General features: G+C 53.9%; 1 protein-coding gene. It reads right to left on the bottom strand.

The features are described from left to right. Positions 1-65 precede the first annotated feature (65 nt). Positions 66-14,753: a GEVED domain-containing protein gene (locus HOV93_RS10795; RefSeq protein WP_207396509.1), complete on the bottom strand. Its 14,688-nt coding sequence runs from the start codon at positions 14,751-14,753 to the stop codon at positions 66-68. Between the last annotated feature and the right edge of the window lie 571 nt (positions 14,754-15,324).

Here is a 15,324-nt window from a genome sequence, read left to right on the forward strand (position 1 = left end):
GAAAAACGCCCACGGAGTTTTAACCCGTGGGCGATGGTCGTTTAGATTTCAACGCTTTCGAGCAACTAACCTTCGCTACTCGAATCGCTGATCAAGGAGAGCAATTCGTCTAGATCGTCTGAGTCGGCATCTTCCTCGGCATCTTCACGGAACTGCTTGCCGTCCCAACTCGAGCTGAGATCGTCCGCCATTTCACCAATCAGCTGATCGAATTGATCGTCGTAGCTGACCGATTCCAGGGCGATCGCTTCGTCAGAGAAGGTCGCGTCGATCACACTCGAGTCGACTTCGTTGCTTTGAGCATAGCCCATCAACTCGCGAGCTGATCGCATCTGAAGTTCGGAGTAGCTTGGTGCAATGGCATCGAAGCTTGATGAGCCTGCCATCAACGATTCACTTACCACAGGTGCCGACTTCACGGCTGGAGCTGCCGATGGGCTAGGCGCGGTGAACTCGTACGAGCTTCCGTCACCCGAGGTGTCGCTGTTGACGGAAACTGGTTCACTAAAGATCGACTGCGAAATACCCTCTTCCGAGATCGGTTCTGGGTTGCTGTTTGACAATTTGAACAGAATGTCTTGAAGCTCTAGCAAGTCAGTCAAGGTGATACGGCGGTCGTTATTGACGTCCAGCTTAGCAGGTACATCATCCGGATCGACGGTGTCTGGATGCCACTGAGGCAGGAAGTCACCCTTCGCGATGCCGTTCATTGGATCTGCGGCCGCGTAAGTATAAACACGGTCTCTCAGTTCGTTGAGCAACAGCACATAGTCCAAACCAGTGATGGCGTTGTCGTCAATCGAAATGGCACCTGCCTTAACGCTGTTGTGCCATGGGTTCACGCTTGGATCACCGATGGTGACCAGGTAGTCTTCAACTTCTCCATCCTCGGCAAGGCCAGTGGGGGTCAGCCCGCCGGTACTGCTCAAGCGGAAGCGAATGAAGGTATCGCCTGTGAGCACCCCCTCAGGCAGACTGTCCAGAGTAATCAACTGCCCTAAACCACCAGGCGAACTCAGTGGATCTACCGCATCTTTAGTTAGAGGTATACTGACGAGGATCTGTTCGCCGTCCTCGGACACAACACCTTCTTCGAATACGCCATCCTGATTGTAGTCAATCCAAGCATCCAGGAAGCCAAATGAAGTGGCTCCGGTGGGTGCCTTGGAGGTGATATAGATCTGGTTGTCAATACCATCACGCAAGGTGAAGTTGAGGAAGCCACCCGGGTTGTTCGGGTCTTCAGTACGGATGAGGATACCATCGTCCGTCGAGCCGTCGGCACTCGCATCCGCCGATGGTTGACCGTCGATTTCAGCATCGACTCCGTCACCCAGATAGAAGTTCTCGATCAGGGTATGGCGGGCACCGTCAGATTCCAACAGCGTGCCGTACTTATCAGGAGCATCACCGAAGTCGACCAGACCGCCTACCTGGATCAGGAAGCGAGTTTCTCCGACCAGGGTGCCCGTTCCGTCATCAACTTGGTTGTTGAATGCGATTGGGTTATCAGCGATGTCGCGGATAATGCTGAGATCTAGATCGTCGTCATCGGGTTTACTGTCTAGCGTGACCTTATAAAGCACGCCCTCTTGGAACACGCCAGAAACGGGGATGAGACGAATAATGTTGTTCGTCGCGTCGTAGTCGAACGTGTAATCAATATTGAGTTTCAGCTCTTGGGTTGGAGCCCCACCCACAATTTCAAGTTTAACCGAGCCCGCTGTCACCGTGGAGTCGTCGATACCGGTACCTTGGACCTGATCCGAGATGTCACCTTGATCCAGCAGTTGGATCGAGATGTTGGTCAGCGGCCCGCCAATCCATTGAACCACGTCCGGAGTTTCGTCCAGATCGCGATCGGCCGCATCGTTGTCTTGCGGATCGATCAGGTAGCCGGTCGGGCCGGTGAAGTCGGCTCGATCGTAAGCACCAATGTCGCGGAAGGTCACACCACCAACACCGCCGCTGGAAACCACGTTCGGGTCATCCACGCGAAGCTGGCCGGTAATATCTCGTTCAGGAGCCAACAGCGGAGTGCTGTCGATACCCAGCGGATTGACCACCTGGCTAACCTCAGCACGTTCCTGAATGGCATCTACAGCCGCGTCAATCGCCTGGCTGCCTTGATCAAGATAGAAGTTCTTATTATCGGCATCGACGAACAATGGATCGCCGGCCCCCAGCACAATGGCCAGGCTGCCGTTACCACCCCCATTGGTGTTCTTGTCATTGTCTTGATACAGCGTTCGCGAAATGACAGTGGTCGCTGCGGAAGTCCCGTCCACCGAGATACCGATATCGAAGTTCGCGATAATGTTGTTCATCAGCGTTGGGCCCGCCCATTCTTCAACCGTCACACCCACGTCACCATTATTGGTTCCATAAAGTGTGTTGTTGATGATTCGACCGAACGGAACAGCACCGGCCGGGTTCGTAATGGGGTCGCCGCTATACAGGATGGCCCCTGCTTGGCTGTCGAAGACCACATTGTTCTTGACGGTGACACCCGTGGCCAATCGCTGCGTGTTGGCAGACGCCGGGACGTTGATCGGAGCACCCTGGTGAGGGCGATTATTCCCCGCACCTGCGTCGGTAGGGGTCATTCGGTTACCAGCGTCAATCAATACCCCGTAGTTGTTCGAGTACGAGATCATATTCGAGTTGATAATGATCTGCCCCTGGTCGCGGTGACGATTTGAGTCACCAACCAGGTCGAAGCCAGCGAGTTGATCGTGACGCATGATATCGACGGCCGTCGCACGGGCTGAAGACTCGCCGTTCACCCCAGAAGTGTTGTCTACGAAGAAGGTCGAGGTCGTAACGACAGTATCAAAATCATACGCAGCCGAAATCGTCAGAGAGTAATCCCCTTCGTAGGTCCTGGCCTGACGGCCAGCATCATTCTTGGCGACCTTCGATGGGTCGTAGCCCAGGGGTGCCGAAGCTTGATCTCCGTTGGACGGCAGTGGAAGCGTGTTGGCGGCGACTGAAACGAAATAGGTACCTGCTTCGATGACGTCAAAGGTAAACGAGCCATTGCCGGACGGAATGGTCATCAGCTCGGTGAACGTTCCGTTCGTTTCCTGCAGGTACAGTCTCAGAGCGGCGTTGATGCCGTTGGCATCGGCAAACGAGGTACCGAGTGTCAACTCCAGATCTTGACCAGCATCCATCGTGAACTTGAAGATATCAACGTCCGCAAATCCATCCATCTTCTCGGCTGGATCGTTGTCGCCGATCGTACCGCTAATCGAGAAGTCATACCGCTGATTTAAAGCAAGGTCGTCTCCTTCAAGCCCAATATCCAAGGCTTCCCGGAACGCGTCGTTCGACTGAATATCGTATTCCAGACGTACTTCATCGGAAGTGGTTTTCGGCGAGAGATCGACTCGGTTGCTCGTGGTGACACCACTACGGGCATTCACTTGAGCAAAAACACCCAAACCACCGCTGGTGGTGCTAATCAACGACCGGGCAATTTGCCCTGCGTGGTCGTTGATCGCATCCATCAACTTCACAGCGATCTCAGCTTCGGTATCCGTGTTGTAGAAACCAATGCTGTAGACGTTGTTATTCGAGTCATAACTGGTTCGAGTGCTTGTCCCTGCCGATCCTCGTGCTTGACGCTCCGTGATCGAATCTAAGTCAAAGAATTCAAAAGTGACCCAGTCGGTACCGTCACCAACCCGGATGCGGTCATTGTTACCAATCACCGCCCCGGAAGCGGTCAGCACGGTATAGCTGGCGTTGAGACGATCGTTCGTATCGAAGGTGAACGACGACAACAGAAGCAGACGGCCAGGCGCTAACGGGTCAGGAATTCCGTAATCAGTACCGCGGCGAATCTCGAGCTGGTATTCACCTGTCAAGATTTCAAAGCTACGCAACTGCTGGTTGTGCGTAAAGTTGGTGTTGGTCGTGGCCCCGGTCACCATTTCGCCACGTTCGGCAAAACCGATGATGATATCGTCGATCAGCACGCCACGGTTCTGGTTGTCCTGGCCACGCATATTGTCGTTAGTGTCTTGGGCTTCTGCACCACCGACCTTAGTACTGGCGTAACCAAAATCGTCCCCTTGCAACGATCCGTCATGACCCAGTCCGCTATCGTTTACATCGAATGTGTAACCGTTACCGTAGATGAACTCCTCGAAACGGTTGAACATGAAGTAACCTTGGTCGAATGCCTGTTCCGCCATGGTTTCATTCATTGCGTCTTGTGTCGCTTCCGCTAAGTCAACGGCACTTGTCTGGCTATTGTAGGCAATTTCAACATTGGTTCCGTCTACGCCGGCATCACCCGAGACGGTCATCCCCCAAGCGGCATCCGCCTGAGTAAGATCGTCGATACCTTGGATATTGAACGCGGCATTCGACTCAATAAAGATCTGGACGCCAAGCAAGCTCTGACCATTGATCGCATTACGCGTCAACGTGGCTATCTCGCTTGGCGAATTGGTGATCGAGAAGACAATCGGAACGTTGGTTCCGGTCACATCGTCGGCATCCAGGACATATTCAAATGTCACAGCAGAACCACCAGCGGTTGGCTGGAGCGTGAAGATATTATTTCCCGCTGCTGCCAGTGGATTGAACGCGTCTGCGATACGGGCACCGCTATCGAACGTGAAGGTTTGCCCTTTATTGAACTCAAAGGTCGTCGAACCACCGTTGATTGGATCGGTGACGATGAACGTGCCACCATCAGCAACCTGAGAACCCCGTAGAACACGAAGCTCTTCCGTGTTCAAGTTGGTGCCAGTGCTCAAGTGCTGACCGCCCAAGTTGATTGAACCACCCGTCGAGAAGTCGAACCGTAAACGCAGGTTGTCTTGTCCTGCGAAGTCTGACAAGTCGACTCGGGCTTGTCGCCAGCCGGTGTTGTCGAATAGGGGCTGCACACCTTCTGTACCAGCTTGCCCGTCGGCACGCAGACCTTCAGGAACGGCCGCGTCACTCGCCCAGTCACCCAACGTGTCGAATTCGTCGTCCCCGTTGGGGGCCAAGTCGTCTTCACGATAAGTGTTGTTGGTCGCCAACAATTGCCAATCACCGTCGTCACCGGCAATGAAGACACGCAAGGCATCCGTAGTTGGGTTGTCGGGATCTGGACCATAGTTGTAGTCATTCCCGTCGGTCTGCAAGTCGTAGTTGAAGTACAGCGTGGGCAGATCGCCGGCGTTGTAGCCGTACAGGCTGAACGTATTGGAAATGACCGTTCCATGGGCATCGCCAGGGAAGTCGTAGTTATTCGTGGTGGCATTACCGTCCGCATTTTCTTCAACAAACGTCTTGTCGGTATTACCGAAGTACAGACTGTTTCCACCGTTGGAAGCATCCCGTGAGTTATCGACCGGAATATTGATTCCGTGTCCGGCTTCGTTTTCAGCGATATCGTTGATGTTCCAGAGGTTTTCATTCAACGTACCGAACTGCAGACCGGTGACATCATCCAAACCGGTCGAGATATTCGATTTGTTTCCGTGGAAGACGAATTGATCGGAACCGGTTCCATCGAAAGCGTAGATATCGCCATCTTCAGAGACACCGAACAGTACGTCCGAGTACTTAGTATTGCCTTCTTCGCCTCGGGAAGGACCAGCCGAGAGGCTTGCAAAACTCACACCGTTTCCGCCTGCATCTTCAATTGTGGTGATAAAGTCGGCGGCAATTTCACCGGTTTTGGCGTCATACTCGAAGTCCCCATTAGGCGTCAGGTTGAACAACCCCCCCGTATCTGTGACGGCGTATACATTGTCATCAACCCACCCCAAACCGGTAACATAGCCACCGCTGGCTTCACCACCCACGGTAAACGGAGCTTCAAAAGCCGTATCGGTATCGATTTCAACGCTCAGGTCTCCAAACGTCACAACATTGCCGGCGCTCGTCGCACTGGCATTGCCACCGCTGATCGCCGCTGCGGTAATCGAAGCACTCACCTGAGCACTGCTGAAACCGGCCCCGATCTGGACGATTTGATTCGTACCGGCAACCCCTTGCGATGCTGCGGAGACCGGCGGATTCAACAGTCCGTCGAAAGCATTGGCAACCTGGTTGTAAGCTACTGAGACGGGAGTGCCAGTAGTTCCTTCCAGGAAGTTGAAGCGACTACCAGAGGCACTGACCGTCAGTGTGGTATCGCTGGCCGTTCTCGCGCTGTCCACCGCGGCTTGAATCGCCCCGGTGACCTCACTGCTGCTCCACGTTTCCTCGACGTTCACAATGATGTTATTCAGGCTCGTGGTTTGACCATACGAGCCATCGAGGGAAATTCCGCCTAGGGCTCCACTCGCCGAAGAGCTTGTTTCTCCCTCAAGCGTAATACGGCCTGGTACGGTCGCATCGGCCGTTACACCCACACCTGTGAACGCGACATTAATGGCAGCCGTTAAATCGGCAGAGATCTGAGCCGCCGTTGTGGTGCTGTCGTAGCTGATACGCACCTGGTTTCCAGTGATAGAAACCGGTCCGTTGTCGGTATTGTCGAATACGAACGTGCGAGTTTGTCCACCACCGGATATGGTGATCGAGCTGCGCTGCGTATTGTCAGCCCCCGTATTGGCAACGAAGGCTGGGTCAAAATTCGCTACGTTGATGACATTGCCAGTCTGGAAGACAATGTTATTGGCGACCGAGCCTTCGACTTCAAATGTCATTCCATCCTGGATGAACTTGCCCCCACCGGGGTTCAACCCCAAGTTGAATTCGTTACCGAAATCAAGTTCAAAGATTGTGGGAGGATTGCCGACGCCGAAACCATCGAGATCGACCTCGAACAACATGCCATCCTGAAGCGATGCCGTGGTCCCATTGGTAGCCGCAGTGGTAACTATCGCATTGGTACCAGCAGAGGTACCGTAGTCGAACCAGGTATTGATTCTACGCGTCAAAAATCCTGCGACATTCGTAGCAGTTGGGTTGCTCAACAAGCCAGTATCGATCTTACTGACGAAATCAGTCGGGGCACCGATCGGATCGCCGTCGCCGTCGGATTCGCTGGCATCCATAAAGAATAGGATGTTGGCGTATGGAGTATCAGATTGATCCGTAAAAGATTCAGTTGGCGAGACGTCACCACGGTTACCTACCGCGTACAGACTGAGACCATCAGCGGAAGAATTGTTGTGGAACGTCGTCCCTTCAAATAGATACCCATAACCGGTACCACTAGCTTCGTTGGCGTTAGCCGGGTTCGCAACCACAACGCCATTTTGGGCAGCGTTAAGCTTATAGGTTGTGATCGTTGTGGGCGTGATCACCGTGGACGTAGCGTCTCCGGTATCAATTTGAATAAAGTTACCAGAGTTGCCATCTTCCTGACGTCCCGTTACATCGACGTCGTAAGCGTACAACGTTCCGTCCGGGGCCATGATCAGATCGCGAAAAGCTTCATTATTGGTTCGACCCACGCGTGATTCGACAGCACCCGTGAAAGGGTCGATCATGTAGAGATCGGTATGAGCACCTGCAGCTTGGCTTAGGAAGACAACGAAGTCACCGAGCACATACGGATTGACGTTCGCATTGGTAATAATGCTCGTATATTCTGGCGGCGCGGCCGAAGTAGAAGCAGGGCCACCGATGTGATCTTCCACGATTCGATGGACCGAGTTGATCGGTTCGAGACGCACCATTGTGTTGGTTGCGTTGGTCTGGAAGAACTGATTCATCTGAATCGGAGATCGCTCTTGCGAGCTGACAGCGACGTAGTAGGTCACTGGAGTCTCAGGCGTACCAGCGGGCAGCATGATCGTGCCGAGGTACGGATCGCCGTTGTTGCTAGAACCTCGCGAGAGGTCCGTCAGACCTTCATTACCCGGCGTTTCCGGATGATAGAGGTCGTCGTTCACCGCACCGCTATCGCTGATGAAGATCAATTCACCGGAGGAACTGTAGACCGAGACGATGGTGTTCGCATTGTTTAAGCCAGCAGCGTAATCGAGGTCGATAATCAGCGATCCCCATTCGCCTGGGGCGCTGGTGCCGGGGATCGATTGAATGCCGTCGAAGTTAAACTGTACTTCATACCAATCGACGTCCGATCCACTGAAATCGGCGTTTCCAGCTACGCTGATCGCGGCTCGATCCGAATTCAGAACGTTGCCCAAATTCTGGGCCGACCCGATCGTACCATTGCCGCCGGAGGTCTCAGCCGACTCACCCAAAACGGGCGAATGGCCTGGCTGACCATAGATGGCAATACCATTTTCAGCGTAACGGATATCGGCAAACTGAATTGACGTGCCAGCAAGTTCGTCGACTTCACGCAAGCGGACGTTGAGTTGGTACACACCGTTAGTGTTACCGGCCTGTACATTTCCGTTAACCGACGTGAGATCGTCGGCGTTGGCGCGGACACGAATGTGATAGGTTCGAGCCGTTCCCGGTTGACCAGGCAGCACGACTCGCATGCCAGCATCGCGTGGATTGATCGACCATAAATCGTCTTCGTAGAAACCAGACTTCTGAAGTGGATTGGTAACCTTCAACATCGAATTCTGGCCGTATAAGCTATTACCAGATTCATCGAAGGAATTGGTCGAGGCTGCTAGAACGTTGCCGTTGCCGTCGACCAGTTCGACGACCGCATCCAGGTAGTAACTTGTTTTGTCTAGATCGAACCAAACTTCAGTCCCCGGTTCGGCAACAAAGCTGTAGACGTCGACGTCGGCCGTGTTGCTCAAGTAACCATTGACCTCGAAGCCCAGACGTCGGATGTCGTCACCGCCGTACTCGTCAGGAGCGAGTCGCCCCAGGGACTGAGCCGTCTGCGGTGCGCCGTTGACGCCTCGACCGGTCAGATTGTTCGCTTCAGCTTCGACGATCACCTGCACGTTGCGATCATTGGCAAACTGATCAATGATCAGGCCAGCCCATTCACCCGGCATCGGATTGGTGATGTCGCCGTCGTTATTGGTATCGGTCTGAGGCGTTCCGTACTGCGTAAAACCAGCACCCACCGTGTCATCACGCCAGTCGGTGAAGACCACAGGGAACCCAGCCTGACCGACCACGTGCAGCATACCACCGATACGATCATCGATATCTAGCTGACTGCCGGTGGCCACAAACCCCGCATCGTCACCGTTGAGCTTCACCACCAAGCTCTCGGTGGCGGAACTTTCCAGGCGGATACCGCCGTAGGCGTGAAAATTGGTCGAGTAAATCGTGCTGAACAGGGCGTGAACGATATCGGTATCGTCCCAGACGCTTTGCGTGGTGAGCGTACCGCCACGAACAACCATGGCGTTGAGTTGGTTGTCGGTGAGCAGGTTGCGGCGAATAAGCGCACCCTGGTTGTCACCCAAGCCACGTTGTCGGTCGAGGTCGCCGGTCGAACGGCCCCAGTCGACGATCAATTCGTGGCTAAGCGAGCTGGTATCGACGTTCAAGACGCTGGCTTCGTTGAAGCGGAAGTTATTTCCCACGATGATCGGCTGCGAATCGCGGACAAAGACAACCGCATTGGCGTTGCTCATATGGCCGTTGCGTGTATCACCACCAACACCTGCGCCTTTGCCATCCTCGTTGTACTCGAAGGTCGTGTTCGTAATACGAACCGTAGCCTGATGGATTTCGACCACGTTGAAGTGGGCTTGGCCGCCATTGATGTTCGATTCGCCACCGCCATAGGCCAGCACGGCATTGTCGATGCTACCGCTAGAGACGTGGGCAAAGTAGATACCGCTCCAGTCCCCTTCGCTTGGAGTAGAAGCAGCGCCATCGTTGTTGGTATCAAAAGTACCGCCAAAGCCGAAGCGATCGTCACGAAGCGACGTGAAGACAACCGGTCGGCCGGGCGCACCTTCAGCGATGAAGTTCGCACCCATCTCGACTTCGATACGACCAGCGTTGAATTTCACCACGACGTTCGGATCGACGATCAAGCTCGAATCGAAGCGAGCATCTATGATCGCGCCAACCACGATACCACCTGTACCAGAGAAGAAACCACTACCTACGGTTGCCTGGTAGTCGCCACTTAAGCTCACGGTGTCATCGGTTGCCGTGGCATCCAATTCCAACATGAAGGGCCCCGATATTTCCACCGCTTGTTCGTCACGGAACCGGTTAACCAGGAAGGCGATTTGTTCGGCCAGAGCAGCTTCGGTAAAGACTCCCTGAGGAATATCGTCACCTACTCCTGGCGTTTCACTCATCATCATCGTTTCGATGTTGATCTGGTAGATAACGCCGTCGGCTGTCGGCGTTGACACGGGCAATGTGTCCACGAATTGGATCGTCAGAGTGCGATCAACGAATTCGTTCGCCCCGGCATCAAACACATCCGAAGTCGCCACAAATTCTAGCGAGGTCCCTACTTCGACATCGGAAAAATTGGTGACCTTAATCTCGTCAGGGTTGTAGATATAGGTCGCGGTATAATCGCCGGATACGCGAATGTTTCCGGCGGTCGCTACCGGATCGATATTCAGAAAGTACGGACCGCCTGACGCAGGGTCCACGAGGGCCTGAGCATTGCGGAAACGTTCGATCAAAAATGCGATCTGCTCGGCCAGGGCTTCCTCGGTGAAAATACCGACGGGAATTTCTTCTTCAAGCACCGTTGGCATTTCGCTGGGAGTCATCGAGGAAAGATCGATCTGGTAGACGGCTCCAACGTCGTCGTTTGTTGAGGAAACGGGCGTCCCATTGACGAATTCGATCGTCAGAGTGCGTTCGACAAAGTCACCCGTATTCGGATCAACCGTATCCGAAGTTGCTACGATCACGAGTTGCGAACCGACCGTCACGCCGGAAAGGTGCGGAACCTTGATCTCGAGCTCGCCGGTCGTGGTTGGTCCCCCTGGCGTCGAGCTAATATGAAGTGCTTCCTGAATCACGTATACGATGTCGGTATCGTCGAAGCGTGCCGCGACGGTCAACTCTTCCAGCGGGGCACCTGCTGACGAGAGAATCCGCACGAGCATACCGTTGGTCGAGTTCTGGACGATCCGATTGCCGAAGATATCGGGACCGATCCGACTAACGTCCGGCGTGAACGATGCAGGTGCACCGTTGTAAACCGTATAGTTCGATTCTTCGAAGCTGTTCGGATCGGCCGACAAGGCGGCTCCCGAGCTGAGACGAATAATGTTGTAGTTGATCGTCGGGCGCGACTCTTCCATGTAGATCGGTGCCAACGAAACGTCAGCACCATCGACTTCGGTGATACCACCGGCATAGCGGAATTCAGCACCGATCACCGAATTCAGGAAGATACCGGCATCTTCATAAGTTCCCCGCAACTGCTCGCGGTCGACTTCCTGATTGAAGAGGATGCCACCCCAGTTACCAGGGCCGGCATCGGCATCGGTATAGCTGTCGTGACCAACCTTCTCGGCATCAGGATCATTGAGGAGAGTCGTTTCACGGTACGAGGTCAACGTAACGCGGCGATTGACTCGGTCGTCATCTTGGGTAACGGTACCGTTGGTTTCGGTATTGGGCTGATAGCGTTCAGGAACACCGAGAATTTGCAGTGCAGCAAAGCTGCGATCATCGATGACCGACGTGCTACCGACTTGAATGCTGGAGTTGGAGAACTTCAGAATCGCTCCTTCGTCGATCATCATAGTCACCCCCTTGGGTAACACGATGTCGGTTCCATCTTTCAACGGAGCATTGTTCAACGGATTGCGACCGATTAGGTACGCAATATTGTCATCCAGCGTGTCCTGTTCGTCGCCAATTCCTCCTAGACCGATCACGCGAATCACATCGCCACGGTCGGCATTTTCAGCCGCCGTGATCGCGGCTCCAATGGTGGAATACGGCTGGCTGATCGAACCGGTTTGAGTCGTTCCGGTAAAAGTAGCGTCGACGAACAAGGTCCGCGGGGTGGTAGTCGACAGTCCAGCGTAAGTTGACGGCTCTGCTCGGAACCAGAAGTTGTAAGCTCCGCCTGCGGTACCATCGAGATCACCATCGATCGCGGCACCTGCGGCAGCACCACTGGTGATTACGATCGCTTGAGTTTGAATGATGCTCGGAGCAAGCGTGATGGGATTGTTGGAAGCTAGATTTCGCAGTTCGATCCTATTACCAGTCGACGAAGCGACGACACTGAAATCTGCGTTATTGATCGCACTTACCAATGCTGCAACCACATCGCTTTGCAGCATCGAAGAGGTAATTGCAACGCGCTGGTTGTTGGAATCATTGAGCGAAGTGTTGAAATCCATCTCAAAGGTCCGCGTCACTTGACCATCACTTAGAATGATCGTTTGGCCATCGCTAAAGCCCGATCCACCGGTGCGGACAACCATCGTATTCAGCTGCGAGACGGTCGCCCCGGTATCACGAATCGAATCGTTCAAGGTCGGAGCAAAGCGAAGCTGAAGGTGGTATTCGCCTTCAGATGTCCCACCAAAACCTGAGTCTTCAATGTTCGGATCGTAAACATCATTGCCACTGGCCGAGACGCCGATGAAGTAAGTCCCCGGCTCAAGGGTGATTTCCAGGAAAGAGTCTTCGCTGAAGTAGTCGTTATTACGTGCAAGCGCCGTGTAAGACCCATCACCGTTGAGGCGGTACAGCGTCAGTGTCGAATCGAGACGGCTCGAATCGGATAATCGCTCGGCAACCACTTCGGCCGACAACTTGCCCGATTCGGTCACGTCGAAACGGTACATGTCGATATCGATCACGTCCGGACGATAGAGATGCTGCAGATGGGTGAGATCAAAGTCACCTGGCAAGAGCGATTCCGGGGCAATGCCAAAATTCAGGCCATCGTCACTGCCCATGATCGTTCCGGGAGGAAGATCGTAGGTGTGCTCCAACCCTAAAGCGTGGCCAATTTCGTGGAATGCCGTAGTTTGCCATTTGGCACCCACTTCGTCATCACCGGGCTGGTCGTGGTCAGCCGTTTCCATAATGACCAGGCCACCGGAAGCAATACCAATTGCCCCGCCTGGGCCGGTGGGAATATTAGCGGCATCAGGCGCACCACGCAAGTCGCCGGTAACCACTCGGATGCTGGAACCCACGTCTCCAGGGACTTCGACAAAATCGATCCCAGCATAGAAACCATAGATTTCGAAGATCTCGCGGGCACGAATCTTCTGCTCTTCGGTAATCTGGTTTTGGAACGGTTCACCAGTTTGGCTGGCCGGGTCGACACCATAATAACCCGGAAAGCTATAGGTGTAGACGGTCACGCCGTACCCATTAGCATCGCCGCCAGGGATATGATTCTCGCCACCAAGCTCAACATCACGATGACCAGGCTCGTCGTTACCACCGGGCAGCGCAATGTCGTATGGATTAACGTTGCTAATCTCACCACGGATAACCAGCGATTGGGTCCGGTCAACAATCAGGCCGGTCGACTTGCTACCCAGCACCATGCTGACGCGATTGCCATTGGTACCGCGAAGCTGGGTTCGATCCGTGCTAAACCCGGTTACCGTATCGGCATTGACCTGGAATGTCGCGGAAGTCTCGGCATTGATGGCATTTCGGATAGCAATGGCCAGGTCGACCGTGGAATCGCCAAGGGCGCTGATATCAATCGGGATATTGCCGGGAGTGAAGTCCAGTGGATCGACCGTCAACTCGAACGTACGAAGATTCCCCAAACCGTCGTCGATCGTGAAGGTGGTGTGATTGACGTCGACTCCATTCTCACCGTCAACGTCAACCGTCGCACCACGGGTGACTCGGAACTCGTGATTGCCATCGAACAAGTTCGCGGGATTAGCGGTCGTTCCGTAGTCCTCGAAACCAGATTCATTCTGCAATTGACCGATAAAGCTCGACAGGTTGGTCGCCGTGTCGAAGCTCGAGTTCTGCTCGGGCGCTTCGGTCACCAAGTCGAGAATCTGAGATCCCTTGCTGGCAATACCACGGACGCCCACTTGCAGCCGAAAGACGGTCGAATAGCCGGCATTCGAATCAGCGGTGCTGATGAGGTCTTCGATCGGTCCATCAAACTGCAACATGGCCAGATCGAGGTCGGCATCGTAGACGACACTGACCGGATAGAAAGCCTGAGAGTCATTCCCCAAGCCGAGATCACTATTTTCAGCCGAACCACTGCCGTCGGCTCGCTGGAACGTCAATTGGTAATAGTCAGGATTGTTCGCCAAACTTGGATCGAGATCGTCGTCGTTGAAATAGACGTAGATCATATCGCTGGCGATTTCAAGTTCGCCGGTGGTCTGGTTCCGTGTAACCGGCTGCGGCACGACGGACATGACCTGAGGCGCCAGGTTTAACTCGAAGTTGCGTGTGAAGGCCTCAGCGGCCTCACCGTCCATGTCTGTCAGGTCGCTGGTGATTTGAATGCGATAAAGGTCGTCGGGCAAAGCCTCGCCAAAGCGGACGATCACCTGGTTAGGCTGGTCGCCGATACCGATGAAACCCTCGAAGTTCGCGTCGGGGCCGGTAATCAGCACGTCATCCGACGTGTCGAAGACACCGTCCAAGCCTGCTCGCGAAATGGCGATCCCTTCACCGAGCGTTGCGGGATCGATCAGATTGAACGCATCCGTGACTTCGGCGAAGTTGAACGTAAGCGAACGCGGTGAGATGCCACGAACGTCGTCCTCTTGCAGAAGCTCACCACTGTTGGGCTGAATCCCTACTAACTGCGGAACAATTCCGTCGGCAGCCAGCAACTCGCGCTTTTCCAACGGCTCGTGCTTCATCGAGCGCTGCTTGGTCTGCCGAAGAAGGCGGTTCTTCTTGTTGAGATCACGACGTTGGGCTCGGGTAAGCTTACTCGCATGACGACTGGTCATTTGGCAAACCTTTTATCTTCGTTAAAGCTGGAGGCTCGAGTAGTTAGGTTGGACAGCAACATCCTGTCGCGAATCGGGAGACTAGTCCTGAAACTCACACTTTCTCAGAAGGCAAATGCCTACAGGCGAAAAAGAGAGACATTTGGTAATCCCAAGTCGGATTATAATTACCCAAATTAACACAGCAAATTCTAACGGGGGGCAACTTTCCATTTCGCCCATTTATCTCAAACTGTTCGTTCAATCTGTCCTAGCTCTTGAGATGCAGGCCCAAACTGCTAGGAATCACCGTTAAACCATTTCTGTCATTAAACTTAGGAATAATCATCCACTGCGATGTCTGCCATTATAATGGCGAGAAAACAGGGCTAGTCGAAGTTTTGACGCCCTGACCTGCGTGCTAGTTCCCGCATTTCCCCTAGAATCTTATCAATCGAGCTAATTCTTAAAGGGGTACCATGCCGAGAGAGCGATCTAGCTTGATAGGCAAACCGAAGCTCGTGTTTTTGCGCAAATCCATAAAAAAAGCCCCCCATCTAAGGGAGGCTTTCTCAAGTTGTAAATTGGGCTG

Origin of the sequence: Bremerella alba (assembly GCF_013618625.1) — a bacterium.
GTDB lineage: Bacteria > Planctomycetota > Planctomycetia > Pirellulales > Pirellulaceae > Bremerella > Bremerella alba.